The organism is Nitrincola alkalilacustris, assembly GCF_008973755.1.
Taxonomy (GTDB): Bacteria; Pseudomonadota; Gammaproteobacteria; order Pseudomonadales; family Balneatricaceae; genus Nitrincola; species Nitrincola alkalilacustris.
The window spans coordinates 458643-484277 of sequence record NZ_WBOM01000003.1; the positions used below are offsets into that span (position 1 = coordinate 458643).

The window sequence follows — 25635 nt, forward strand, 5'->3', positions numbered from 1 at the left end:
TGGCTTCTGCCGCCTGATACTGACGGCCTGAATCAGGGTTGTAGCTCTGGTTTTATACCAGTACATTAAGATGACAGGTCGAGGCTGCTGTATTCGTGGCCGACCACATTTTGAGAGTTGAGGACAGCCATGACCAATGGAACTGAAACGAACGCATCGCTGGCGGTGTTGATTGATGCTGATAATGCAAGCCCTGCCATCATCGAAGGTCTGCTGGCCGAGGTGGCCAAGCTCGGCGTGGCAAGCGTCAAGCGCATATATGGCGACTGGACCAAACCGAATCTGGGCTCATGGAAAAATGAACTGCTGCAGCACTCCATCCAGCCGATTCAGCAGTTTGGCTACACGACCGGCAAGAATGCGACCGACAGTGCCATGATCATTGATGCGATGGATCTGCTTTATGCTGGTCACTTCTCGGGTTTCTGTATAGTCTCCAGCGACAGTGACTTTACGCGTCTGGCTTCACGGATACGAGAGTCCGGGCGGCGAGTGTATGGCTTCGGCGAACGCAAGACGCCACGTCCTTTTGTGTCAGCCTGTGATCGTTTCATCTATACCGATGTCTTCATGGCGCCCAAGGATGATCCTGAGCAGGAAGTGATCAAACCGGTTACGGCCAAGCAGCTGAAAGGGGATACCGCTCTGGTTAATCTGATTCGGTCAGGAATAGAAGCAGAGTCTGATGAGGCAGGCTGGGCTCAGTTGGGGCCGGTCGGTAGCTATATCAACAAGACTGCCAATGATTTTGATCCGCGCAACTATGGTTTCTCCAAACTTAGCCAGTTGATTGTAGCGATTGGGCTTTTCGAGATAGACCGGCGCGATTCAATGGTGCTGGTTCGAGATGCCAGAAAGAAGAGCTGACTCTGGGCATACAGGGGTGGCATATAGAGTGCAGCTCTCAAAACCTTTTTGATCAGACAAAAACCGCCATCTTTTCCCCCTGCAGTTCACTGATCAGTTTTTTTGATTCCTGCCCGATCAGCTCAACAGCCTTCTCATTTTCAATACAGGGGCGCTCGGTAAAGTTAAGACGCATGCAGTTGCGGTATTTACCGGATGCCGAGAAGAGTATGCCGGGTGCCAGGCTGACACCTTTGCGCGTGGTGCGCTTGTTCAGCTCAGCCGTATCCACATCTGCCGGCAGCTCAACCCAGAGCAGAAAGCCCCCCTGTGGGTAGCTGATACGTGTGCCTTCAGGAAAATAACGCTCTACCCAGTCGATCATCATGTCACGGCTATGCTGATAGCGAGAGCGCATCTTGCGCACATGCCTTTCATAGCCCCCCTGAGCAATGAACTCGGCCAGTGCCAGCTGCGGCAGCGTGGCACTGCAGGCTGTCGAGACATACTTCATATGGACCACCTGATTAAGGTGGCGCCCCGGTGCCACCCAGCCCACCCGAAGCCCTGGTGCCAGCGTTTTTGAGAAGGAGGAACAGAGCATGACGCGGCCATCTGTATCGTAGGACTTAATGGTGCGTGGGCGTGGGTACTGATACGAAAGATCGCCATAGATATCATCTTCGATAATAGTCAGATCGTAACGGGCAGCCAGTGCCACCAGCTTTTGCTTGTTCTCGTCTGGCATCGTGTAGCCGAGCGGGTTGTTGCAGGTAGGTGTCAGTTGCAGCGCCTTGATCGGCCATTGGTCCAATGCCAGCTCCAGAGCTTCCAGACTGATCCCGGTTTCGGGGTGGGTTGGTATCTCGATGGTTTTAAGGCCATGAGCCTTGATCGACAGCATTGAGCCGTAGAAGCTCGGCGAATCCACCGCAACGATATCTCCGGGTGTGCAGATCGCCCGAAGACTCACTGACAGTGCCTCCTGGCAACCGGTAGTGGTGACGATATCATCCGGATGCAACAGACTGCCTGAGTCCACCATCAGACGCGACAGTTGTATGCGCAGCTTGTCTGAACCGCGCAGATCCTCATAGGAAAAGGTCTGGATAGGGGCCGTACGGTTCAGTTCAGACAGAATTTTGCGCAAGGGAATAAGGGATTTGGCATTCAGATCGGGAATCGCCCGGCTGAGCTGTATCACGTTCGGCTCATACATGTTGGAGAGCAGGTTCAGCACCTCTTCCCAGTGCGACACCTCCAGCGGGCGCTGTACAGGGCGGGATACATCAGGCAGGTTCGGTGTGCGCTGCCGGTTAAGAACATAGAAACCGGACTTGGGACGGGCTTCTATCAGCCCCTTGCGCTCCAGCGTTCTGTAAGCCTCCTGTATGGTGGAGATGCTGACATCGTACTCCGTACTCAAAATACGTATTGATGGGAGCTTCTGGCCCGGCTGGTAGTAGCCCTGCTCGATACGTTCGCACAACGCTGTGGCGACCTGCTTGTAGAGCTTCATATCTGTAATGCCTGTGATTTGTTTGTAACCGGTACAGTTGTGCTGTAATTCTTTAATACAGCTTAATTGCCCTGTATCTGTACCGGTTAAAATAAATTTATTCTGAATCTGTATTGTGTTCAGTCTACCCCGTATTCTATATCTCATCAACAATGTGATAGGGGGTCACTGAGATGCTTATACAGTCTGTTCTTCTTCGTACTTTTAATGCGCTGAAACGCGCCCATCAGCGCAGAGCGGCACGCCGCCAGCTGATGAAAATGGATTACTACAGCTTGAAGGATATCGGCATGACACATTTTGATGTAATGCTCGAAGCCAACAAGCCGTTCTGGAAACGCTAGACCATGACTTTACCCCGCACAGACTTCTGTAGCGGGGTTTTTTATGTCTGGATCAATTGTATGTTCAGACAATACCCGGCAGGTGCTACCCCAGCGCCTGACAATGCTGGCGCTGGGCCGGTTATTCGCCTAAAGTAGAGTGCATCCGATATGTCCTTTCGGGCGTATTATCGTCATTCAATAAATGGAGATGTGATGATGGCAACAGTAACTCTGCGTGGCACCCCCTTTAATACCGTTGGTAACCTTCCTGGTGTGGGTGATCAGGCGCCAGAATTTGAGTTGACGGCTGGCGATCTGAGTACGATCAAGCTGGCAGATTATGCCGGTCAGAGACTTGTTCTGAATATTTTTCCCAGTGTTGATACACCTACCTGCGCAACCTCTGTTCGCAAGTTCAATGAAGTTGTCAGTCAGTTGAATAACACTTCTGTGTTGTGTGTGTCGGCTGATCTGCCATTTGCCCAGTCTCGTTTCTGTGGTGCGGAAAATATTGAAAAGGTCAGCAGCGGCTCAACCTTCCGCAGCAGCTTTGGTCAGGACTATGGTGTCTCTTTTGCCGATGGTCCACTGATGGGGCTGTTGTCGCGGGCAGTGGTTGTGATTGATGAAACCGGTAAGGTGATTTACAACGAGCAAGTCAGTGAGACCGCTCAGGAACCCGATTATGATGGTGCGATTGCGGCGCTGAAGTAATCGTGTCAAACGCTCCCGAACTCTTCGGGAGCGATCTTCATATCAATTGGTTTTCTATCGCAAACTTTGTCAGGCCCGCGGTGGTCTGAATCCCCAGTTTGCTTTTCAGCTTCTGCCGATGGGTTTCCACTGTGCGAACGCTGATGCGCAGATCGCGGCCTATCTCTTTATTGGAAAGACCGGCAGCCAGTAGCTTGAGTACGGTCAATTCACGCTTACTCAACTCACTCGGAGTCTGCTTGCTGGTCGTATCAGGCATCTGGAACAGGGCATTGGATGCCCCGGAGCTGAAATAAGTGTTACCGGAGTGTACGGTTTCTATTGCATTGATCAACTCATGCGATGACACATCCTTCAGAACATAGCCGGATGCACCGGTTTGAATCAGTGACAGGATATATTCACGGTCATCGTGCATGCTGAGAATAAGGATGCGTGTGCCCGGGAGTTCAATATTGAATCGTTTGGTGGCTTCAAGCCCATTAAGCACCGGCATGGATACATCCATGATCACAACATCGGGTGATAGCTTGCGGGCAGCCTTCAAGGCTTCTTCACCATTATTGGCTGTGCCCACGATCTCGATATGTGGTTCCATGGCCAGTCTAGCCTGAAGGCCGTCGAGAACCAGCATGTGGTCATCTACAAGTAAGACACGGATTGTTTCGTCAAGCATAGTTCCAGCCAGAAGATGTTATTGTTATCTTGGTAGTGGCTAAACCAACAGGCTAAACCAGCAACGCTGAGCCGTAGCGGCAGGGCAGTATACCAGTTATTTTATAACAGTCATTCTACGTAGTATTACTCAGTCTGATCCGTATTTCTCGCATTTAATCCGTATTGCTACGAATGGACGTATGTTTTCATGCGATGGAAAATACAGACTACCCTGAGTGTATGTGCTTAAATATAACAATAAAATCCTGAGGATAAGGCTGATGAGAACCTGGTCATTACGGCTGAAGTTGACTCTGGGGGCGGCTCTGGGGCTGACCCTTACACTCATAGCAGTAATTGCTATTGGCTGGATCACCATGCAGAAGAGTGGTGAGCAGGCGGTTGAGGATGCCTCCACATCCTTTGAAGCATTGGTGGAGCGCAATCTCACAGAGGCCGCTCAGGTGGTATCCGGTGAAGTGTCCCAGTTTATCAATCGCAGCTTCGATCTGCCCAATACCCTGAGTACTATCATAACATCCAGTGCGGCCGGTAGCGGTGGTCTGCCATTCCAGCGCTACACGGTAATGAGCATGGTGCGCGACACTCTCTCAGCGAACCCCGGGGTCAGCTCGGCCTACGCTCACTTTGAGCAGGATGGTTACGATGGTCTGGATAATTTCAATATTGGCCCACATCTGGAACACTCGTCTGACGATGGCAGTCTCGAGCTTTATTGGGTACGAGAGGGTGGCCAGTTGGTGTTTTATCCCACGGCAGACAGCGGCTTCAAATACATTGAAACACCCAATGAATTTGGTGTGCGTGAATCCGAGTGGTATCTGTGCAGTCGCGATACGCTCAAGCCCTGCCTGATGGAGCCTTACCTTTACGAGATAGAGGAAGGGAACGAGGTGCTGCTGACATCACTGGTCAGTCCGGTCGTTGTTGAGGGTGAGTTCCGTGGTGTTGTTGGCGTAGATATCAATATGCCGGTAATTCAGCAACGTATTGAGGCATACCAGAAAACTCTCTTCGATGGACACTCCAATATCCACCTGATCAGCGATATGGGGTTGATTGTTGCCAGTACAGCTCATTTCGACAAGGCTGGCAGGCCCATGAAAGAGGCTAACGCTGAACTTGCAGCCACCCTGGCGGGTATGAATGGCGATATGGCCGAGATAGATGGTGTAATTGTAGTCAGGGCTCCGGTAAATCTGGAGCTGTCTGATGAGCAGTGGGTTGCCATTGTAACCATCCCGACCGATATCGCCTTCGCCGCCACGCGTGAGCTTGAACAAACACTTGTAACAGGTTATCAGAATACAGCGCTGACCATGCTGGTTTCCGGTGTGGGTCTGTTGATCGCTGCGGTGTTGATTCTGAGTATCTGGCTGCGGCTGACCACTCAGCCTATGGTCAGGATGCGTGAGCTGGTGGACGACCTCTCTGGTGCCGAGGGTGATCTGACCCGCAGGCTGGAGGTAACCAGTCATGAGGAGTTGATTGGCATTGCCAATGGCTTCAACGCCTTTACCGACAAGTTGCGTTCCATGATTATCGATCTCAACTCATCTGCCAGTGAGCTGCGAGGCCAGAGTGTCTTGCTTGTTAATGCCTCACATGAAACCGCTTCCGCAACTCAGGCACAGCAGGTCGAGATGCAGAGCGTAGCTTCTGCGATGACCGAGATGTCGGCTACCGCTAACGAGGTGGCAGGACTTGCCTCACGCACAGCACATGAAGCGGAGCAGTCAAATGCTGCGCTGAGCGAGGCGCAGGGCGCCTTTCGGGTTACGGTTAATGAGGTGCGTTCAGTCGCAGAGGAGATTCAGGCGGCCAGTGAGCGTGTCTCCAGCGTTGCCAAAAGCAGCGAAAACATCTATGGCATCATTGAGGTGATTCAGGGTATTGCCGAGCAGACCAATCTGCTGGCATTGAATGCTGCGATTGAAGCCGCGCGTGCTGGCGATCAGGGGCGCGGTTTTGCCGTTGTCGCGGATGAGGTGCGTAACCTTGCCCGTCGGACCCAGGCCTCGACTGAAGAGATTCATGCGTTGATCCAGCGTTTACAGGATGATGTATCGGCGTCGGTCAAGGATATGGAAGCCAGTACACTGCGTGTGTCCCGCACAGTGGAAGAGGCCAGTAAAGCCTATGATCAGATGGAGACAGTTGCTCATAACATTGCAACGATCACCAGCAATGTGACTCAGGTAGCAACGGCTGCAGAGGAACAGGATAAGGTGGGCGAAGAGATCAGCCGCAATATTACGGTTGTGGAGGATGCCAGTACACGTCTTGCAGAGCTGGCAAACGATGTTCGTGGTGTCAGTGAGTCCATGAGTAATATCACTGATGCACTGGAAACCCAGCTGCGTAAACTGAAGGTATGACGGCTTAAACCGTTACTTTCCCTGAGGTGTAAAAAAGGGCCAGTGCTGCGATCAGCGCACTGGCCCTTTTTTTTGTTGACCCGTACTGCTCCCACGGCTCTTATCGGTCCACGATATAACGAATACTTATGACTCTGTTTTCAAATTCTCATTGGATTTGTCATTGATCTTTTGCCAGAGTTAGTCGATACCTGTGCTGGAAAAACTCTGTGTAAGAGATTATGCCTGAGATTGAGAGCAGCACATCAGATAAGCTCTGAGGCGTTTAGATGCCTCACCATGAGGGTGTTCAGCATGACAGCTAATTATATCGATCACTATGTTGCCGGACAGCGCGTCGCCGGCGACTCTACTCGTACTCAATCAGTGTATAACCCGGCTACCGGGCAGGTGACAGGTCAGGTACGTCTGGCGAGCCAGTCGGATGTGACGGTTGCTGTGTCTGCTGCCCGTGCAGCCTTTCCAGCCTGGGCTGCGATGCCGCCACTGCATCGTGCACGCCTGATGAACAATTTTCTGCAGCTGGTGCGTGCCAATAAGGAGAAGCTGGCGCATGCGATCACCGCAGAACATGGCAAGGTGTTTACCGATGCCTGTGGAGAGGTTGAGCGCGGTATCGATATCATCGAATTTGCCTGCGGTATTCCCCAACTGCTGAAGGGTGACTATACCGAGCAGGTCTCAACCGGTATCGACAACTGGACCACCCGCCAGCCTCTGGGTGTTGTGGCGGGTATCACACCCTTCAATTTCCCGGTCATGGTCCCGATGTGGATGTTCCCTGTTGCGATTGCTGCCGGTAATACCTTTATCCTGAAACCTTCACCGACCGATCCGACACCCTCCCTTTTGTATGCGGATCTGATGAAAGAGGCAGGGTTCCCGGATGGCGTCTTCAATGTGGTACAGGGCGATAAGGAAGCTGTAGATGCACTGCTGGCAAATCCGGATGTGCATGCACTCTCTTTCGTTGGCTCCACACCGATTGCCAACTACATCTATGAAACAGGTGCGCATTACGGCAAGCGTGTTCAGGCACTCGGCGGTGCCAAGAACCATATGCTGGTGATGCCCGATGCCGATCTTGATAAGACCATCGATGCATTGATGGGCGCAGCCTATGGTTCTGCGGGTGAGCGCTGCATGGCAATTTCGGTCGCTGTACTGGTGGGTGATGTTGCAGACAAAATCATTCCTGAGCTGGCAGAACGGGCTCGCAATCTCAAGATTAAAAACGGTACTGAACTGGATGCTGAGATGGGTCCAATTGTCACTGCAGCGGCTTTGCAGCGGATTACCGGTTATATCGAGAAAGGTGTTGAAGAGGGCGCATCACTGGTGGTGGATGGCCGCGATTATCAGGTTGAAGGGCATGAAGAGGGTTTCTGGCTCGGTGGAACGCTGTTCGATCATGTCACACCTGATATGACCATCTATAAGGAAGAGATCTTTGGCCCGGTACTGGTATGCGTCCGTGCAAAAGACTTTGCCGAAGGCCTGGAGCTGATCAATAACCATGAGTTCGGTAATGGCGTGTCGCTGTTTACCCGTGATGGCAATATTGCGCGCGAGTTCGGCCGTCATGTACAGGTTGGCATGGTGGGTATCAACGTGCCGATTCCAGTTCCGATGGCTTGGCACGGTTTCGGTGGCTGGAAGAAGAGTCTGTTCGGCGATATGCATGCCTATGGCGAAGAGGGAGTACGTTTTTACACCAAGCAGAAGTCGATCATGCAGCGTTGGCCTGAAAGCATTGCAAAGGGTGCTGAGTTCACCATGCCAGTCTCTCAGTAATCAGGTATTAGATACAAAAGTAAAGCTATTATGACGCTGAAAAGGAGTTGAGTTGCCATGCCGCGTGATGCATTTGACTATGTTGTAGTAGGGGCCGGAACGGCTGGCTGCCTGCTGGCCAACCGCCTCAGTCAGGACCCATCCAAAACGGTTCTGCTGCTGGAAGCGGGTAAACGGGATAACTATCCCTGGATACATATCCCGGTTGGTTATCTCTACTGCATAGGTAATCCCCGTACCGACTGGCTCTATCAGACTGAGCCGGATGCGGGTCTCAACGGACGTTCATTACGCTATCCGCGCGGCAAAACACTGGGTGGCTGCTCATCAATCAATGGCATGATCTATATGCGTGGCCAGGCACGAGATTATGATCAATGGGCTGCGCTGACAGGCGATAACAGTTGGAGTTGGGAACACTCTCTGCCCGACTTTAAAGCGCACGAAAATCACTATCGACTTGATGATGGCAATAATCCCAGCGGCCAGAAGGGCGTTCCTTTTGCGGAGCTTCATGGCCATGGTGGCGAGTGGCGTGTCGAGAAGCAGCGCTTGCGCTGGGAAATTCTGGACAGCTTTGCCGATGCTGCCGTCCAGGCAGGCATTGAACGATCAGCTGATTTCAATACGGGTGATAATGCCGGGATAGGCTATTTTGAGGTTAACCAGCGTCAGGGCTGGCGCTGGAACACTGCCAAGGCATTTCTTAACCCTGCACGCAAGCGCCCGAATCTGACCATCTGGACTGAATCTCAGGTTGAGCGTCTGATCTTTGATGATACTGGCAATGAGCAGCCTCGTTGCTCCGGTGCGGTGGTGCGCCGTGGTGGTGATGCTATGACGGTGAGGGTGAATCGTGAGGTGATTCTCAGTGCCGGCGCGATAGGATCGCCTCAGATCCTGCAGCTGTCGGGGATAGGCCCTGCAGCACTGCTCAAACAGCATGATATACAGGTCGTGGTGGATGCGCCGGGGGTAGGCGAAAATCTGCAGGATCATCTGCAGATACGTGCCGTATTCAAGGTGAAGGGCGTCAAAACGCTGAATACTCTGGCCAACAACCTGTTCGGAAAGGCGATGATTGGCCTGGAGTATCTGGTCAAGCGCTCCGGCCCGATGAGTATGGCACCGAGTCAGTTGGGTGCGTTTACCCGTTCCGACCCGGATCAGCCATATCCCAATCTCGAATATCATGTGCAACCGCTGAGTCTGGATGCCTTTGGTGAGGATCTGCATCCTTTTCCTGCTTTTACAGCAAGTGTCTGTAACCTCAATCCGACCAGCCGGGGTTTTGTTCGTATACGATCCAACCGCTGTGATGTTGCACCACAGATTGCACCCAACTATCTCAGTACCGAGGAGGATCGTAAAGTTGCCGCACAGAGCCTGCGTCAGGTGCGCAATATCGTGTCGCAATCCGCATTGGCGAAATATGAACCGGAAGAGTGGCGCCCAGGTGTGCAGTATCAGACGGATGACGAGCTGACCAAGCTGGCCGGTGATATCGCAACCACGATATTTCATCCGGTGGGTACCGCTAAAATGGGACGTGATGATGATCCTATGGCCGTGGTGGATTCTCGCTTGCGTGTCAGGGGTGTCACTGGGCTGCGTGTGGTGGACGCGAGCATCATGCCGACCATCACCAGCGGTAATACCAACTCACCCACCCTGATGATTGCTGAAAAAGCGGCGCGCTGGATAAAAGAGGCCTCTTGAGCGTTGTTCAGTCCAGCTAATCAATAGTGGCAAGCAAGACAAATACCTTTGAGGGTGAACATGATGACTCTGAAAGCTCACTCGAACCTGCCACTTGCTGGCGTAAAAGTGGTTGATTTTGGTCAATATATGGCTGGCCCTGCGGTTGCCATGATTATGGCGGATATGGGGGCTACCGTCGTTCATGTGGATCCACCTGGTGGCCCCTTGTGGGATACACCAGCTAATGCCACGCTGAATCGTAACAAGTTGATCGTGACTGTCGACCTTAAATCCGCAGCAGGTTTGTCGGAGGCGCTGCAACTGATTGAGGAGGCTGATATTGTTATCGAGAGCTTCCGTCCAGGAGTGATGCAGCGATTGGGTCTGGATTTTGCTGAATTACGACAAGCGCGCCCTGAACTGATTACGCTGTCGATCCCGGGTTTTGCGTCCAACGATGAGCTGCGTCGTGACTGGCGTGCATTTGAAAGCGTGATTGCAGCCAATTCCGGTGTATTTACCGATATGGGCTTAAACCGGGTGTTGATGGGGGTCAATCCCTCCTTTTCACCTCTGCCACTGGCATCTGCCTATGGCACCATGCTGGCGGCATCAGCAACTGTATTGGCACTTCAGGCTCGAGAAAGAACCGGCCTGGGCGATCAGGTCGAGGTTCCCCTGGTGGCAGCACTGATGGAGGGCCTCAGTTACAACTCCATTAAAATCGACAACTACCCTGAGCGTTACAAAACTCAGCGCGAACAAGAGATTGAACGCCGCCGCATAGAGGGTTTGCCGATGAACCTCGGCTATGACGAGCTGCAGGAGTTGCTGGACCCTTTCTACCGCAGTTACAAATGCAAGGATGGGCGGATGTTCTATGTGGTCTGCCCAAGTCATAAGTACCATGCTAAGCGATGTCTTAAAACGCTGGGTATCTACGATGAGTTGGTCGAAGAGGGGCTGACGGAAGAGGAGGATACCTATCTGCCAGTCAGTGAATGGAACTCAGATGTCTCCCTTGGGGTTTACCCACTTCCCAAGGTATGGGCTGATCGTATCTCTGAAAAAATGAAGGCGGTTTTTTTAACCCGTACATCCAAGGAGTGGGAAAAGATTTTTGGTCGCGGGAAGTTCCCGGGTGCACCGCAGCGCTGGCTGCAGGAGTGGATACATGATGATCATGCGGAAACAGCAGGCTTGATGGTCGAGGTGGATGACCCTCAGTACGGTATGATGACCCAGCCGGGACCTATGGTGTGGTTGCAGGAGAGTGCTCAGGAGATGCTGACCCCTCAACCCAGGGTCTGGACCAGTGTGGAACAGGCATTGGCTGTACTGGGCCGGATGGAAACCAAATTGCCACGTGTGCGAGCCAAAAATACACGTGATGGCTGGCTGGAAGGGGTGAGAGTACTGGATCTGTGTAATGTCATTGCAGGGCCGCACTCGGTCGCCTACCTGGCCCGCTTTGGCGCTGAGGTGATCAAGCTTGATCCGGCAAAACCATTGTATGATTGCTGGAATACCGTGATTTTCGGCATGTCGCATATGCGCTCAAAACAATCGATATTAACCGACATGCGCTCACCTTCCGGGCGTGAGGTTTTCGAGAAGCTGGTCAAATCAGTAGATGTCATTGTCTGGAATGCGACCGATAAGCAGGTCAGTCAGATGGGGCTTGATGAAGCCGGACTGAAGGCGCTGAACCCTGAGGCGATTTTTTGCCAGTTGGACTGCTTCAGCGGCGTGCTGCCAGGGCCCAGAACCAACTATCTTGGCTATGATGATCTGGTACAGGCTACTACCGGTATCATGTTGCGCTTTGGTGGCAATATGGATACACCTGAAGAGCATGCTCATGTTGGGACTATAGATGTGATGTGTGGCTTTGGTGCATCACTGGGTATTGCTGCAGCCCTTTATCAAAAACTCAAGACCGGGCGTGTGGGACGTCCCAGAACATCTCTGGCTGCCCTGAGTGGGTTGGCGCAGATCCCCTTTTGTTATGATTATGAGCGTCGTGGGTTATTCGATGAACCGTCAGGCCGTGAAACTAATGGGTATGATGAGCTGACCCGTTTTTACAGTACAGCAGATGGTATTTTGCTGATCAGCGCCTATGAGAAGGATGTACCACTTTTTGAGGATGTGGAGGGGTTGGTGGGCTTCTCCAGGCTGGAAAAAGAGGAGCGGGCGGCCTTCCTCGCAAACGCTTTCATGAATGCAAAGGCAACGGATTGGGCTGATCGCTTGCAAGCGGCTGGGATAGGTGCGGCCGTTTGTGAAAATCTGGAAAGTCTGCGTGCTTACAACAGTTGGCCGGCAAATGAGTCAACCGGCATTGAGCGTGGCAGTTACTCTTTCTCTGTTTATGAGGATCACCCCAGTGGGCATGTTGTGACGCAGCTTGACCCTTATGCAATCCGGCCGTCTCGCGGCAAGATCTATACTCTTAAACCGGCAGAGAAATACGGGGCATCGACCCGATCTGTACTGAAATCACTCGACTACACTGATCAGGAGATAGATCAGATGATCGATAGTGGTGCTGTATCCGATAGCTGGAGTAAGGACTACTTGCCTTGCTGACAGGCTCTGATTGGTTTGTGGGAAAACGCCAGGCTTGAAACTGTAAGTTGAAGTGTCAGGTGACAGTAGCGTAAGGTATTGCCGAGACATTACTGCTGCAGCGATGCAGTATAATGATCGGATAATCCAAAACCGAAGGACGCTTTTCAGCAAAGGGTGTATTTCATGGCGCGCTATCCCAAACATATGATCGGACATGGTCCTGTAAACCCTTTCCCGGGTCTAAAGGCCTTGGAGCGGAGACTCGGTCGCGAGATTCCGCATCGGCTCGGCTCCAATGAAGGCTTGGATATGCCACATCAGGCATTGCGGCAGCATTTCGGTGATGCCATGGTGGAGCATGTCTACTGCTATGGTGATTGCGATGCTCAGGGGGTGCGAGAGCGTATCAGTGCGCAACAGGGGATAGAGTTGGATGCGCTGTTGGTGGATGCCGGCGCGGACAGTTTGATCGCCTTGTCACTGAGATCTCTGGTTGACCCGGGTGAGGCGGTTGTCTGCGCACGTGGAACCTATCCAACCTTCGCTTATTTTGCGGAGGGTCAGGGTTGTCGATTGGTTGAGCCACCCTATCTGGAGTCTCCCGGGGTGCTGGCACCCGACATTGATGCGTTGATCGAGGCGGCCAATCAGGAGAATGCGCATCTGGTATATCTTGCCAATCCGGATAATCCCAGCGGGCATCTGCATACTGATGATGAAATACGACGTTTGCGTGCCGGTTTGCCGGAGGAGTGCTGGTTGCTGCTGGATGAGGCCTATCATGATTTCAGGGATGATGCGGACAGTCCCTTTGCATCAGAAGTGATACCCGGTGTGGTACGCCTGCGGACCCTGTCCAAGGCCCATGGGCTGGCAGGCTTGCGAGTAGGCTATGCGATTGCCGATCCGGAAGTGCTGGCGATGATGCAGCGTGTTCGCATCCATTATGCAGTGTCGGCCTTGTCGCTTAAGGCGGCCGAGGTTGTGCTGGATCATCTCGAAGAGGTGCAGCAGCATATTGCAGAGGTCAAATCACGCCGCACACAATTGACGGAGCAGTTGCGCCAACTCGGTGGTGAGGTGCTGCCCAGCGATACCAATTTCATCGCCGTCCGGTTGCCCAGTGTTGAGCTGGCCGAGCAGGTTCAGCGGGACTTGCTGGCGAATGGATGTTTGGTTGCACGCCCTGCCAACCCCGCTATGGGCCATATTCTGCGGATAACGGCCGTGGCGGATGCATTGGTTCCCGGGCGTCTGGCGATCCTTGAAGAGGCATTAAAAAGGATACAAGGTGGATCACACCCGGCTTAAGGCGTTTGTAACAGTTGCGCAGGAAGGAAATCTGACGCGCGCAGCCGAGCGCCTTTACATGACGCAACCCGCGTTGAGCCTGCAACTGAAAAAGCTTCAGTCTGAGATAGGTCTGGTGCTGTTCGAGCGTACGCCGCGCGGCATGAAAATGACGGATGAAGGCCGCAGGCTTCTGCCTGCAGCCGAGCGTGCCGTACAGGCTGTCAGTGAATTTGCATCGGCTGCGGCGGGCTTGAAGGGGATGTTGCATGGTGAATTGCGCCTGGGTACGATAGTTGATCCCGAGTTTCTGCGCCTGGGCGCTTTTCTGGGGCTGCTGGCCAAACGGCATCCGGGACTCGCGTTTGATCTGCGCCACGGCATGTCGGGTGCGGTGATGCGAGATGTCGAGATGGGGCAGTTGGATGTGTCCTATACGCTGGGTTTGCCGGGCTTTCATGAGTTACAGGATAAGTTTCATGTAGTGTCGCTGGCGACCTTCAACTACCGTGTCATCGCGCCGCCAGGCTGGGATTCACAGGTCCGTGGTAAAGGGTGGACAGAGTTGGCGGCTCTGCCCTGGATCGCAACACCGCCTGAGTCTGCGCATTCACGACTGCTGAATCGGATCTTTGCTGAGCAAGGGGTAGAACCCCATGTGGTGGCGAGGGTGGATCTGGAGGCATCCATGATAGATCTGGTGCGATCAGGTGTGGCACTCGCATTGGCGCGCGACAGTCTGGCTCTGCGTGCTGCGCATGAACAGGGCGTAGTGATTGCCGACAGCGTCAGTGTTGATGCGGCACTTGGATTCATCTGCCGTAAGGATAGACGCATGGAACCACCGATTATGGCAGCACTTGAAGTAGTGGCCGAGATCTGGGCACGCCATTGACCTGGTAGTTCGACGGCTAGCGTTTGTAGGGGAGGGTGGCACTGATCTGTGAGCCGTGCCCCTCCTCGGAATGCAGTGAAAAAGTACCTCCGATCACTTCAACCCGCTCCTTCATATTGACCAAACCAATCCCCTGATGTCTTGTACCACGGGTATTGAACCCCTTGCCGTTGTCCATCACCTGAAAATGGATCTGATCGCCAGTGCTGCTCAGTTGTATGTACACACGATTGGCATCGGCATGTTTTTCGATATTGGTCAGACACTCCTGGGTCAGACGGTAAATGGTGGTTTCGATATCATCCGGTACCTCCAGTCCATCGAGTGCGAAACTCAGATTGACCTTGATTGAGGTACGCTCCGAAAACTGATCAAGAAGCCCATTCAATGCTGATTTCAAGCCGAGATCATCCAGCAGGACCGGACGCAGATTATGTGATATCTGCCTCACCTCTTGCATGGTCTGATTCAACACCTTGCTCGCTATATTCAGATCATTCAGGGCAGGGTGCTGTTGAGAGTCTATCTCGAGCTTTTTAACTGCCAACTCAATGCGGAACTTGAGTGAAACCAGCTGCTGGTTTATTCCATCATGCAGCTCACGGGAAAAGCGTCGGCGCTCATTGACCTGAAGGCGCATGAATTTCTGTACCAGCTCCTGCAGGCGGCTGTCCGCCAGGCGATGCTCATGCAGATTTATCGCCAGACCCAGCATGATGATCAATACAACCGTTACCAGCAGTACAGTCATCACAGCGATAAAGCTGTTACGGATATTGGTATCGAAGGAGGTTTTGACTTTATCCACTTCTGAATAGATGGTGTCGAGATAGAGGCCGGTGCCGAACATCCACTGCCAAGGCTCAATCAATGCCGCATATCCCAGTTTGTCCTCCTGTTGCATCAGTGGCGGTCGCTCCCAGATATAGCGATGATAGCCGCCTCCCTGATTGGCCGCAGCCAGCAGGTGCTGAATCAACTGATTGCCACTTCGATCCTGAAATTCATACAGATCCTGTCCGACAAACTCAGGAATTGTCGGATGCACCAGGTTGATACCATCCTGGCTGTAGGCAAAGAAATAGCCATCCTCTCCAAAAGTCAGATTGCTGAGCAGTATCTTCACTGCTTGCTGTGCCTGCGCCTCTGTCAGATCAGGATCTCTGATAATCCCGTTGATCGCTGACTGCGCCAGATCCACCTGCTCCTTCAGCGCCTGCTTCTTGGACTCCACCAGATTATATTCATATACCTGAAGCACCTGATCAGCCAGATTGCGGGCATGAGTCAGCCCCAGATAAGAGAGAATACCGGCTGCTGTGAGCAGTGGCAGTATGGCCAGTAACAGAATCTTCGCCTTCAGGTTCATGTGTGTCTCGCATCTGACTGATTTTCTTTCGTGTGTACAGCGCTCAGGATACTACGGTTATGGTCGCTGTAAGGGCACTTATTAAGAGTACTACATGCAGGTAGTCAGGGGACTACGTAGAAATACTGATCAGACTACGTATTTTTTGGCTGATTTTTAGGTACTCATACGAATGGAAAGAGGCATCCAGACAAGGGATCATGCAGCCTGTCACATCCGCCTTAAGGCTAATAACTATAATCTCTGAGGTAAACAATGCAGATAGTGTCATATCTGGTCAGATTGATCTGTTCCATCAATCTGCTCCTTGGCATCATTTTCTCCTGGTTCTCGCTCGGCATCGTCCTGGTCTGTTTTACCGTTGTGGTCCTGCGTTACTTTTTCTCCACCGGCTTTGTCTGGATGCAGGATCTCTACGTCTGGCTCAACGGCATGATGTTCATGGGGATTGCGGGTTTCACACTGCTGAAAAACGGCCATGTCCGCGTCGATATCTTCTACCGCGAGGCCAGGGTCAAAACCAAGGCACTGGTGGATATGTTCGGCACCGTCGTGTTCATCGGCCCCTTCGTCTATGTGCTCTTCTATTACGGCTTGCCCTATGTGCAGCGCTCCTGGCGTTTCATGGAGGGATCGGCCAACTTTGGCGGCATGCCGGGGCTGTATATCCTGAAGAGTTTCCTGCTGGTGTTCGCCGTCGTGGTGGCCTTGCAGGCGCTGGCCATGTTCCTGCGCGGTGTGCTGGTACTGGCAGACCGCGAGGATCTGCTACCGGAATCCCTGCGCTATCATGAAGGGAGTATCTGAGCATGGATCCGGTACTGCTTGGGGAGATCCTCTCCCTGCTGATGTTCTTCTCCATTATCGGCGTGCTGATGCTGGGCTTTCCGGTCGCCTTTTCACTGGCCGGCACGTCGCTGTTCTTCGGTACTCTGGGGTATTTCCTCGGGGTGTTTGACCCCTCCAACCTGTCCAGTCTGGCCCCGCGTTACATGGGCATCATGCTCAACGAGGTGCTGGTGGCGGTGCCACTGTTCATCTTCATGGGGATGATGCTGGAGCGCTCCGGGATTGCCGAACAGCTGCTGATCACCATGGGTCGTCTGTTCGGTGCGCTGCGTGGTGGTCTGGGCTTATCCGTCATTGTGGTGGGTGCGCTATTGGCGGCCTCCACCGGCATCATCGGCGCCACCGTGGTGACCATGGGGCTGTTGTCGCTGCCGGCGATGATGCGCGCAGGCTACGACACCAAACTGGCCACCGGGGTGATCTGTGCCTCGGGCACGCTGGGGCAGATCATTCCGCCGTCGACCGTGTTGATCTTCATGGGGGATATGCTGTCCGGCGTGAATGCGCAGGTACAGATGTCCAAGGGTAACTTTGCGCCGACACCAGTATCGGTCGGGGACCTGTTTGCCGGGGCGTTCATTCCCGGTCTGATTCTGATCGGTGTATATATGAGCTGGATGATCTATAAGGCGATCCGTGAACCCGAGAGCTGCCCGGCACTGGAAGTGACCGCCGAGGAAAAAGCACGCCTGTTCCGCGATGTACTGGTGACACTGCTGCCACCACTGCTGCTGATCGTGGCAGTACTGGGCTCGATTCTGACCGGTGTGGCAACGCCGACTGAGTCCGCTTCTGTCGGGGCTGTGGGCGCGATGCTGCTGGCGGCGATACGCAGCAAACTGACCTATCAGAATCTGCGCCAGGTGATGACGGCGACGGCTAACACCACCACGATGATCTTCATCATTCTGCTGGGTGCCTCGGTCTTCTCGCTGGTGTTCCGCATGATGGGCGGGGAGGAGCTGGTCAGCGATTTCCTCAACAGTCTGCCGGGTGGCAAGCTGGGCGCGATCATCTTCGTCATGCTGCTGATGTTCGTTCTGGGTTTCATCCTGGATACCTTCGAGATCATCTTCATTGTGATCCCGATCACGGCGCCGGTGCTGCTGATGATGGATGTGCATCCGGTGTGGCTGGGTGTGATGGTGGCGGTAAACCTGCAGACCAGCTTCCTGACACCACCGTTCGGTTTTGCGCTCTTCTATCTGCGCGGTGTGGCGCCGAGTACGGTCAGAACTTCGGATATCTACCGTGGTGTGCTGCCGTTTGTAGGGCTGCAGCTGTTCGTGATTGGTCTGCTGGTAGCCTTCCCGGGGCTGGTGACCTGGTTGCCTAATCTGATCTATGGCAGTTGATACAAGCTACTTTCTCCCTTGGCTGGCCGGAACCTGATCCGGTCAGCTTTTTCCACTTCCGCTCATTTCTACCGCTAAAGCTTTCACTGTATCACCGTATGACTCAATTATCTAATTTAACAATGGTTAAATTAGTGTTTTAATTGATTATTTTTTATACAATCCGATGTTTGCGAACGCGCGTGAAAAGCTGTTCTAGTGAAGAAAAAAAATTCAGTGAAATTTTTATATAAGTAAATAACTTAGCTATCATTATATTAGATATGACTGTTTGATTTTTGATCACTCGATGTGCTATAAGTTGATCATGAAGGTTGTTTAAATCAACCGATTTGTGCCACTAAAATAATTATAAAGGCCCTATGTCTTCATTAGCAGCAAAACCTCAAGCGGGTAGTGATGTTGCAAATCAGTCAATGGTTTCAGCAGTATTGCTCACCTTCGATCCGGATACCCAGTCTGTACTGGCAACACTGGAGCCCTCTCCGACTGCCCATCAAATGGACCTGCCTTCACTGCAGGCTCTGCTGGAGGCTCAGGGTTATGGTGAGTTCTATGTATCAAAATCCGGCATGCATGAACTGATCACTCAGGCCAATCAGGGCAAGAGTGGTAGCATGACCATTGCTCATCGTCGCGATGCAGAGCTCGAATGGGTGATCAAGCCCGATAAAATGGCTGTTTATCTGACGGCGATGCCTGCATATGGTGGAAAGAAAATAACGCGTGAGTGGTTGTTGGAAGAGCTGCAGGAGCAGGGAATACATGAATCCTGTGTAGACCTGAGCGCTCTTGACCAGGTATTGGAGGCTGGTCAGGCTGAACGTTTGTGTGTCGCCCGCGGCATCGAGCCAGTACCCGGGCAGGATAGTCAGTTTGATGGACTGGTCGAGGGGTGTAAAAACCTGCTTGATGAGTATTCGGAAGAGGACCAGGTCGATTTTCATCAGATTCAGGACTTTATTGTTGTTGAGAAGGGCGAACCTCTGATGCAGCGCCTGCCACCAACGCAGGGTGTACCGGGCCTGAGTGTGCTGGGTGATATGCTCCCGACAGAGCCTGGTAATGAGTTGGAGTTTAACCCGGATGCTGATGGCGCTATTATCGATCCGGATAATCCGGATCTGTTAGTTGCTTCAGTCAAGGGCCACCCCATACTGATTGAAAATGGCGTCTATGTGGACCCGACCTTAAGGGTCAATGCTATTAATCTGGAAAGTGGCAATATTGATTTTGACGGATCGGTTGAAGTTCAGGGTGATGTCACCAGTGGTTTTTCACTCAAGGCAACGGGCGATATTTTTATTCGTGGTATGGTGGAAAAGGCAACGGTCATTGCCGGGCGAAATCTGACTATTATCGGTGGGGTGGCAGGCGAGGATCTCGGGCGGGATCAGAACAAGGAGCTGATTCTTAAAGCACGTATCAGAGCCGGGGGCAATATACGGGCTAAATATGCCAACCTCGCCTATCTGCGTGCCGGTGGCGATATCATTATTCGAGAGTTTGTTCTGCAAAGCCATCTGTCTGCAAACGGTAGTGTGTATCTGACACAGCCTGGCAGTAAAGGCTGTATTATAGGCGGTAGAACGATTGCCCGTAATGAAATTATCGTCAATTGCCTGGGTAGTGATGCGAATGTCCCGACAGTTGCCAGAGTCGGGAGGATCAACTGCAAGCGCAAGCTGGAGGAGCAGCTCCAGGCTGAACACAAAAACTGTCTGTTGAACTGTGAAAAGCTGCAGAAAGTGCTTAAGTCAGCAGAAGCTTCCGAGCAGAAAGCGTCCATAGATAGTGATATGGTGCGTAAGATCAAGGCTACTTTGCTCTCATATGAGCAGAAGGCGGAGCGTATCAAAGGCATTCAGGCAAGGTTGAGTGCTCGCAAAAAAACGACCAGTGATGCCATCGTGACAGTCAAGGGGATGATTTTTCCAAACGTCTGCATAGGGATTGATGGTGCAAGCTTTAACAACCGGGCGCGAAAGGGTGGGTGTTCTCTTGTACGTGAGGGCTGTGAGATCGTGTCACGCTGATTCAGTCAGCGTGACGATACCGCCAGAGCAGCGCCTGCTGAGATAAACAATCCGCCAAATACTCTGTTTTGAATACTCAGCATTTTCTCATCATGAAACCAGCGCCTGAAACGGCCGGCCAGCAGTGCTATCAATGTCATGATGATAACATCCACAACTACCATGGTAGCGCCCAGTATGCAGTACTGCAGTACCTGGGGAGCATTGGTGTTGATGAACTGAGGCGTCAGCGCGACGATAAAAATGATCGCCTTGGGGTTGGTCAGATTCACCAGTAAACCTTGCCTGAACAGGCGTGAGCTGGATTCAAGGTGGATCCGCTCAGCCTCTATGGCATGCACCGGTGAGATCCATTTCTGAAAGCCAAGCCAGACCAGATAACCGGCACCTACTACCTTCAGTGCAAGAAACGCGGTATCCGATGCCGCCAGCAAAGCCCCCAGGCCGATAGCGACAATCATCAGATGTATCAATAAGGCAATTTCAAGACCGATCAGAGCATGCACAACCGTTCGATAGTTGTACCTGAGACTCGTGGCGAGCACCAGAACGGCACCAGGGCCAGGGGTTGCTGCGATAATGACCGAGGCCGCAACAAAGGCGAGCCAGACACTCAAGCTCATTGCTTATGCTCCTTGTGCAGGTTTGCTTCCTGTGACGCTATGTACTGTTCAATGGCGGCGATGGTGACTGGGTCCAGCAGCCCGAGTCGTGGCCCCTCATAATAGCCCAGCAACTCCAGGTTGTATTGGAGTGATCTCAGCTCCAATCGTTGTCCGACCTGTCCCAGGTTTGCCTGAACCTTCCCATCATGGTAACCGAGCTTTTTAAGAGACTGGTTGACACTGTCGACCAGAGCCTGCTCTTCAGGGATGTTATCCAACACTATAGGCTCGGGGCGCATATCATCGCAACTGCTCAGTGACAGGCACAGCAGCAAAAAAAAGATACGCGAAAGGGCGGCCATCAAGCCTTTGCTCTTATTCATTGATCCATTCTAATCATTAAGATCTCAAATACAAAAAACCGCCCATGAAAAGGCGGTTTTTGTGTGTCATGAGGCAGTGTTCAACTGCTGGTTGCGGGCTTGTCAACGCGCTGAATTTCACCACTGTCGATCTTGGCCCAGTAAGCGTTCAGCTCACGTTTGACGACCGGCATCAGCAGGTAAAGGCCGATGATGTTGGGGATCGCCATGGCGAACAGCATGGAGTCAGAGAAGTCGATGACAGGACCCAGGCTCATGCTGGAGCCAATCACGATAAAGATGCAGAACACGAAGTTGTAGGCCATCTCCTTGTTGCGACCCTCACCAACCAGGAAGGTCCAGCTCTTCAGTCCATAGTAAGACCATGCAAACATGGTAGACAGTGCGAAGAGAACCACGGCTATAGCCAGCACGGTCGGGAACCAGGGCAGAACGGTCGCGTAAGCTGCTGAAGTCAATTGAACGCCTGTCAGATCTGTCAGCAAAGCGCCGCTGATGATGATCACCAAGGCTGTCATGGTGCAGATCACGACAGTGTCGATGAACGGCTCAAGCAGTGCGACAAAACCTTCGGTTACAGGCTCTTTGGTACGTACCGCAGAGTGGGCAATGGCGGCAGATCCGATACCGGCCTCGTTGGAGAAGGCGGCACGTCTGAAGCCCTGAATCAATGCACCGAGAACACCACCGACAACCCCCTCACCGGTGAAGGCGCCACGGAAGATTTCAGCAAAGGCCCAGCCGACCATGTCGATATTGACAACAATGATGATCAGACCGGCAAACAGATACAGGCCGGCCATCAGAGGAATCAGCTTTTCAGTAACACGACCGATAGACTTGATACCGCCGATGATCACGCTGCCAACCACGACTGCCATCATGATCCCGAACAGCCAGCCTTTATCTGCCAGGAAGCTGTTCTCACCACCGGTGACATTTACAACCTGTGAAAAGGCCTGGTTGGCCTGGAACATGTTGCCACCACCTAGCGCACCACCGATACAGCAGATAGCGAAGATAACGGCAAATACCTTGCCCAGACCCGGCATGTTGCGCTCTTCCTTGAGTCCACGTGCCAGATAGTACATCGGCCCACCGGAAACACGGCCATCAGGCAGTTCATTTCGATATTTGACACCCAGAATACACTCAGTGAATTTGGATGCCATCCCCAGCAGGCCAGCCAGAATCATCCAGAAGGTGGCGCCCGCACCACCAATGGAAACAGCAACAGCCACGCCTGCGATATTACCCAGACCGACAGTACCGGACAGTGCCGTTGTCAGTGCCTGGAAGTGTGAGACCTCACCGGCATCATCCGGTTTGGAATAGCGACCACGAACCAGATCGATCGCATGTTTGAAACCACGAAACTGGATACAACGGAAAAAGATGGTGGCAACAACACCACAGAGTACCAGCCAACCCACGATCAGAGGGAACTGAACGCCTGCTACAGGTACGGAGTAGAAGATGACAGCACCGATGGCGTTGGCTATCGGTTCAAAAATGCTGTTGATGGTCTGATCAAACCCATTGGTCTGGGCAAAACTGCTGGAAGCAAACATCAACAGCAGCATGGATAGGATGAGTTTGTTGAGGTAATTAAGCATGATGGATTATTCCATGTCTTGTTTTTGTTTATAACGCGCTGCTCTGCCTGCTGCAGTTTAAAATGACAGAGTAAAGCGAAGACTCGGCTCAAAGGCCCGTTCAGGCATCTGTTTTAAGGTACAACAGTGACTGGGACAGGGGAGGTCTGGACCAGTGACAAGCCCAGGCTGCCGACCATCAGGCGAGTCAGTTTGGATGAGCCTTTGCGGCCGACAAAGATCTGTGCGGCCTTTTTGTTCTTGGCTATTTCACACATCAGTTCGCTGGGGTTGCCGTAGCGGACTTCGCTGGTGACTTCCAGGCCTTGGTCGCGAAGGGCTTTGCAGGTGGGGGCGATGAACTTTTCGGCACTGGCCACTTCCTTTTCCTTGCGTGCGTGGCGCTCATGAAGCTCTTCCTGAGTCAAAAAGGAGTAGGGTGACCACTCCAGGATATGGACCAGATGAATCGTGCCACCCTGTGCCTTGGCGCATTCAACTGCAAAGTCCATGGCTCGCTGGCAAGTCTCAGTACCATCGAAGCCGACTATAAATGTTTTAACCATGATATTTTCCCCGATTTTTATATTTTTCTGGTGGTATCCGGGACGTCTGATACCAGCCTTGTTGTGCTTACCATGCACTACCAGCCACTGCGTCGGATCAAGCGGGCAGATGCAAACTCCATAGCACTGCTATAATTTTATACCTTAGTCTTAGATTAGTATTGTCGAATTATTGAGGAGTTTATACAAATTCTCCGACCCGGCTTATGCACAATGGCAGTTCGCAACGGGCTGATGTGAGTCGCGAGCAAGGGGATCAGTGCTATCTGGCTAAAAGGGATACATTATGGTTAAATATTTTTAACTTTTCGTATCACAATAATTGGTGTATTGTTAACACATATTCTGACACTCGGGTTGCCCCCGAAGAATCACCGAATTTTAGCATCCGCTATTGCATAAAATAATCAATCTGTATCCTGAATAGCGCATATTTGATGCCTTTTCAGGCTGGCCCCAGGCAAGAGGAATTCTGATGAGTACGCCACTGAGTCAACTGTTCGAAAAACATTCTGATACGCTCAAGGGTGCGCTGAAAGCGATACGCACGCGCGACTACTGGTCACCCTACTCAGAAAATCCGAGCCCCCGTGTATACGGCGAAACGGCCAATCAGGATGGTGAAGCGGCATTCAAGGCTTATCTGGGTAAAACCTTTGAGCTGGATATGCCCGGTGCAACAGGTCAGGCTGGCGCAGAAAAATCTCCATTTGGTATCGATCTGAATGTGCAGTATCCCACAGCTGATCTGAACACACTGCTGCCCGCGATGGATGAGGCACGCAAAGCCTGGCGCGATGCCGGTGTCGATGGACGTGCTGCGGTATGTCTTGAGATTCTGGATCGTTTGAACAAGCGCAGCTTCGAGATCGCCTATGCCGTGATGCACACCTCCGGCCAAGGGTTCATGATGGCGTTCCAGGCTGGTGGCCCGCACGCTCAGGACCGTGGTCTGGAAGCTGTTGCCTATGGTTATGAGGTGATGAGTGCCGTACCGGGTAAAGCGACCTGGACCAAGCCTCAGGGCAAGCATGATCCGCTGGTGATGGAAAAGACCTTCACGACGATGGGGCGTGGTATCGGCCTGGTGGTTGGCTGCTCAACCTTCCCGACCTGGAATACCTATCCCGGTATGTTCGCATCTCTGGTCACCGGAAATCCGGTCGTGATCAAGCCGCATGCCGGTGCGATTCTGCCGGCTGCGATCAGTGTGCGTATTGCTCAGGAGGTACTGAAAGAGTGTGGTTTGCCGCCACATATCGTCTCACTGGTGGTGGATCAGGACCCTCAGGCACCCTGCACTAAAGAGCTGGCTCAGCACCCGCTGGTCAAACTGATCGACTTTACCGGTAATACGGCTTTCGGTGACTGGCTGGAGCAGAACTGCCCTCAGGCACAGGTATATACCGAAAAGGCTGGTGTTAACACCATCGTCATCGACTCAACCGATGACTTCAAAGGCATGGTGCGCAACCTGGCCTTCACCCTGAGCCTCTACTCCGGCCAGATGTGTACCACACCTCAGGATATCTTCGTACCGGCAGAGGGTATCGAGACTGAAGATGGTCATAAATCCTTTGATGAAGTCGCGCAGGCGATTGCCTCCGGCGTCAGCAAATTCCTGTCTGATCCCGAGCGTGCTGCGATGGTGCTGGGTGCCGTGCAGTCCACTCTGACTGAAGAGCGTATCAAGGCCAGCGCATCGCTGGGCAATGTCGTGCTTGAGTCCAAAAAGCTGGAGAACGCACAGTTCCCGGATGCTCGCGTTTACTCGCCATTGATCATGACCATCGATGCGGATAAGGCCGATGTCTACATGAACGAACTGTTTGGTCCGATCAGCTTTATCGTCAAATCCAACAGTCGTGAGCACAGTATTGAACTGGCCCATAAGGCTGTGAAAGAGCATGGTGCGATCACCATGGGCTGTTACAGCAAGGATGATGCGATGCTGGAGCAGATCGAAGAAGCCGCGCTGGATGCAGGCGTTGCGCTGTCGATCAACCTGACTGGTGGTGTGTTCGTCAACCAGAGTGCGGCATTCAGTGATTTCCACGCAACCGGAGCTAATCCTGCGGCCAATGCGTGCCTGACTGACTATGCGTTTGTTTCCAATCGTTTTCGCGTAGTGCAGAGTCGCCGCCACCCAAAGTCCTGAGCGC

20 protein-coding genes are annotated in these 25635 nt (G+C 52.6%); 13 read left to right on the top strand and 7 right to left on the bottom strand.

Annotated features, from left to right (window positions below; translation table 11 throughout):
* The first annotated feature begins 129 nt into the window (after positions 1 to 129).
* Positions 130 to 867: an NYN domain-containing protein gene (locus F7R27_RS07610; protein WP_151703624.1), complete on the top strand. Its 738-nt coding sequence runs from the start codon at positions 130 to 132 to the stop codon at positions 865 to 867.
* Positions 868 to 919: 52 nt separating this feature from the next.
* Here the strand turns inward: F7R27_RS07610 and F7R27_RS07615 are convergent, their stop codons facing one another.
* On the bottom strand, positions 920 to 2365 hold the full coding sequence (locus F7R27_RS07615) for an aminotransferase-like domain-containing protein (protein ID WP_151703625.1): 1446 nt from the start codon (positions 2363 to 2365) through the stop codon (positions 920 to 922).
* Positions 2366 to 2538: 173 nt separating this feature from the next.
* Between F7R27_RS07615 and F7R27_RS07620 the strand changes: the two genes are divergently transcribed.
* Both F7R27_RS07620 and tpx read left to right on the top strand, forming a co-directional pair.
* On the top strand, positions 2539 to 2709 hold the full coding sequence (locus F7R27_RS07620; RefSeq protein ID WP_151703626.1) for a YjiS-like domain-containing protein: 171 nt from the start codon (positions 2539 to 2541) through the stop codon (positions 2707 to 2709).
* Positions 2710 to 2907: 198 nt separating this feature from the next.
* Positions 2908 to 3405, top strand: coding sequence for a thiol peroxidase (gene tpx, locus F7R27_RS07625; RefSeq protein WP_151703627.1), 498 nt, complete (start codon positions 2908 to 2910; stop codon positions 3403 to 3405).
* 37 nt (positions 3406 to 3442) lie between these two features.
* Here tpx and F7R27_RS07630 read toward each other — a convergent pair whose 3' ends face one another.
* Entirely contained in the window at positions 3443 to 4081 is a 639-nt protein-coding gene (locus F7R27_RS07630) for a response regulator transcription factor (RefSeq protein WP_151703628.1), read from the bottom strand.
* 262 nt (positions 4082 to 4343) lie between these two features.
* On the opposite strand from F7R27_RS07630, the gene F7R27_RS07635 reads away from it, so the two are divergent.
* The 6 genes from F7R27_RS07635 to F7R27_RS07660 all read left to right on the top strand — a co-directional run bounded on the left by F7R27_RS07635 (position 4344) and on the right by F7R27_RS07660 (position 14715).
* Complete coding sequence (locus F7R27_RS07635; RefSeq protein WP_151703629.1) at positions 4344 to 6461, top strand: methyl-accepting chemotaxis protein; 2118 nt, start codon at positions 4344 to 4346, stop codon at positions 6459 to 6461.
* Positions 6462 to 6755: 294 nt separating this feature from the next.
* Complete coding sequence (locus F7R27_RS07640; protein WP_151703630.1) at positions 6756 to 8255, top strand: CoA-acylating methylmalonate-semialdehyde dehydrogenase; 1500 nt, start codon at positions 6756 to 6758, stop codon at positions 8253 to 8255.
* Between the two features lie 57 nt (positions 8256 to 8312).
* Positions 8313 to 9974 (top strand): GMC family oxidoreductase, encoded by a 1662-nt coding sequence (locus F7R27_RS07645; protein WP_151703631.1) that lies wholly within the window; start codon positions 8313 to 8315, stop codon positions 9972 to 9974.
* 63 nt (positions 9975 to 10037) lie between these two features.
* Positions 10038 to 12548 carry a CoA transferase gene (locus tag F7R27_RS07650; protein WP_151703632.1) on the top strand — a complete coding sequence of 837 codons (2511 nt, stop codon included), beginning with the start codon at positions 10038 to 10040 and terminating at the stop codon, positions 12546 to 12548.
* A 165-nt stretch (positions 12549 to 12713) separates the two neighbouring features.
* The gene (locus F7R27_RS07655; RefSeq protein ID WP_151703633.1) at positions 12714 to 13841 is read left to right on the top strand and encodes a pyridoxal phosphate-dependent aminotransferase; all 1128 of its coding nucleotides are present in this window, start codon (positions 12714 to 12716) and stop codon (positions 13839 to 13841) included.
* Positions 13822 to 14715, top strand: a complete 894-nt coding sequence (locus tag F7R27_RS07660) for a LysR family transcriptional regulator (RefSeq protein WP_151703634.1) — start codon at positions 13822 to 13824, stop codon at positions 14713 to 14715. Before F7R27_RS07655 ends, F7R27_RS07660 begins: the two co-directional genes overlap by 20 nt.
* 16 nt (positions 14716 to 14731) lie before the next feature.
* Here the strand turns inward: F7R27_RS07660 and F7R27_RS07665 are convergent, their stop codons facing one another.
* A complete protein-coding gene (locus F7R27_RS07665; RefSeq protein ID WP_151703635.1) occupies positions 14732 to 16084 on the bottom strand; it encodes a cache domain-containing protein in 1353 nt (450 codons plus the stop codon).
* A 255-nt stretch (positions 16085 to 16339) separates the two neighbouring features.
* Between F7R27_RS07665 and F7R27_RS07670 the strand changes: the two genes are divergently transcribed.
* From F7R27_RS07670 to F7R27_RS07680, 3 genes are all read left to right on the top strand, one after another.
* Positions 16340 to 16891: a TRAP transporter small permease subunit gene (locus F7R27_RS07670; RefSeq protein ID WP_151703636.1), complete on the top strand. Its 552-nt coding sequence runs from the start codon at positions 16340 to 16342 to the stop codon at positions 16889 to 16891.
* 2 nt (positions 16892 to 16893) lie between these two features.
* On the top strand, positions 16894 to 18288 hold the full coding sequence (locus F7R27_RS07675; protein WP_151703637.1) for a TRAP transporter large permease: 1395 nt from the start codon (positions 16894 to 16896) through the stop codon (positions 18286 to 18288).
* 362 nt (positions 18289 to 18650) lie between these two features.
* Positions 18651 to 20324 carry a DUF342 domain-containing protein gene (locus F7R27_RS07680; RefSeq protein ID WP_151703638.1) on the top strand — a complete coding sequence of 558 codons (1674 nt, stop codon included), beginning with the start codon at positions 18651 to 18653 and terminating at the stop codon, positions 20322 to 20324.
* Between the two features lie 5 nt (positions 20325 to 20329).
* Here F7R27_RS07680 and F7R27_RS07685 read toward each other — a convergent pair whose 3' ends face one another.
* From F7R27_RS07685 to F7R27_RS07700, 4 genes are all read right to left on the bottom strand, one after another.
* The gene (locus tag F7R27_RS07685) at positions 20330 to 20947 is read right to left on the bottom strand and encodes a LysE family transporter (protein ID WP_151703639.1); all 618 of its coding nucleotides are present in this window, start codon (positions 20945 to 20947) and stop codon (positions 20330 to 20332) included.
* Positions 20944 to 21312, bottom strand: a complete 369-nt coding sequence (locus tag F7R27_RS07690) for a hypothetical protein (RefSeq protein ID WP_151703640.1) — start codon at positions 21310 to 21312, stop codon at positions 20944 to 20946. The genes F7R27_RS07685 and F7R27_RS07690 overlap by 4 nt, the downstream gene beginning before the upstream one ends.
* Before the next feature lie 80 nt (positions 21313 to 21392).
* Positions 21393 to 22928 (bottom strand): alanine/glycine:cation symporter family protein, encoded by a 1536-nt coding sequence (locus F7R27_RS07695; protein ID WP_151703641.1) that lies wholly within the window; start codon positions 22926 to 22928, stop codon positions 21393 to 21395.
* Between the two features lie 113 nt (positions 22929 to 23041).
* A complete protein-coding gene (locus F7R27_RS07700; protein WP_151703642.1) occupies positions 23042 to 23473 on the bottom strand; it encodes a universal stress protein in 432 nt (143 codons plus the stop codon).
* A 475-nt stretch (positions 23474 to 23948) separates the two neighbouring features.
* Here F7R27_RS07700 and paaN point away from each other — a divergent pair, with 475 nt between their 5' ends.
* On the top strand, positions 23949 to 25631 hold the full coding sequence (gene paaN / locus F7R27_RS07705; protein ID WP_151703643.1) for a phenylacetic acid degradation protein PaaN: 1683 nt from the start codon (positions 23949 to 23951) through the stop codon (positions 25629 to 25631).
* The last annotated feature ends 4 nt before the right edge of the window (positions 25632 to 25635 follow it).

What these genes read in the sequence shown, in the direction of transcription:
- F7R27_RS07645 (WP_151703631.1), top strand. Translation starts at nt 8,313, where the DNA reads ATGCCGCGTGATGCATTTGACTATGTTGTAGTAGGGGCCGGAACGGCT.
- F7R27_RS07665 (WP_151703635.1), bottom strand. Translation starts at nt 16,084, where the DNA reads ATGAACCTGAAGGCGAAGATTCTGTTACTGGCCATACTGCCACTGCTC.
- F7R27_RS07610 (WP_151703624.1), top strand. Translation starts at nt 130, where the DNA reads ATGACCAATGGAACTGAAACGAACGCATCGCTGGCGGTGTTGATTGAT.
- F7R27_RS07685 (WP_151703639.1), bottom strand. Translation starts at nt 20,947, where the DNA reads ATGAGCTTGAGTGTCTGGCTCGCCTTTGTTGCGGCCTCGGTCATTATC.
- F7R27_RS07640 (WP_151703630.1), top strand. Translation starts at nt 6,756, where the DNA reads ATGACAGCTAATTATATCGATCACTATGTTGCCGGACAGCGCGTCGCC.
- F7R27_RS07635 (WP_151703629.1), top strand. Translation starts at nt 4,344, where the DNA reads ATGAGAACCTGGTCATTACGGCTGAAGTTGACTCTGGGGGCGGCTCTG.
- F7R27_RS07655 (WP_151703633.1), top strand. Translation starts at nt 12,714, where the DNA reads ATGGCGCGCTATCCCAAACATATGATCGGACATGGTCCTGTAAACCCT.
- paaN (WP_151703643.1), top strand. Translation starts at nt 23,949, where the DNA reads ATGAGTACGCCACTGAGTCAACTGTTCGAAAAACATTCTGATACGCTC.
- F7R27_RS07630 (WP_151703628.1), bottom strand. Translation starts at nt 4,081, where the DNA reads ATGCTTGACGAAACAATCCGTGTCTTACTTGTAGATGACCACATGCTG.
- F7R27_RS07700 (WP_151703642.1), bottom strand. Translation starts at nt 23,473, where the DNA reads ATGGTTAAAACATTTATAGTCGGCTTCGATGGTACTGAGACTTGCCAG.
- tpx (WP_151703627.1), top strand. Translation starts at nt 2,908, where the DNA reads ATGGCAACAGTAACTCTGCGTGGCACCCCCTTTAATACCGTTGGTAAC.
- F7R27_RS07690 (WP_151703640.1), bottom strand. Translation starts at nt 21,312, where the DNA reads ATGAATAAGAGCAAAGGCTTGATGGCCGCCCTTTCGCGTATCTTTTTT.
- F7R27_RS07675 (WP_151703637.1), top strand. Translation starts at nt 16,894, where the DNA reads ATGGATCCGGTACTGCTTGGGGAGATCCTCTCCCTGCTGATGTTCTTC.
- F7R27_RS07680 (WP_151703638.1), top strand. Translation starts at nt 18,651, where the DNA reads ATGTCTTCATTAGCAGCAAAACCTCAAGCGGGTAGTGATGTTGCAAAT.
- F7R27_RS07615 (WP_151703625.1), bottom strand. Translation starts at nt 2,365, where the DNA reads ATGAAGCTCTACAAGCAGGTCGCCACAGCGTTGTGCGAACGTATCGAG.
- F7R27_RS07620 (WP_151703626.1), top strand. Translation starts at nt 2,539, where the DNA reads ATGCTTATACAGTCTGTTCTTCTTCGTACTTTTAATGCGCTGAAACGC.
- F7R27_RS07695 (WP_151703641.1), bottom strand. Translation starts at nt 22,928, where the DNA reads ATGCTTAATTACCTCAACAAACTCATCCTATCCATGCTGCTGTTGATG.
- F7R27_RS07670 (WP_151703636.1), top strand. Translation starts at nt 16,340, where the DNA reads ATGCAGATAGTGTCATATCTGGTCAGATTGATCTGTTCCATCAATCTG.
- F7R27_RS07650 (WP_151703632.1), top strand. Translation starts at nt 10,038, where the DNA reads ATGACTCTGAAAGCTCACTCGAACCTGCCACTTGCTGGCGTAAAAGTG.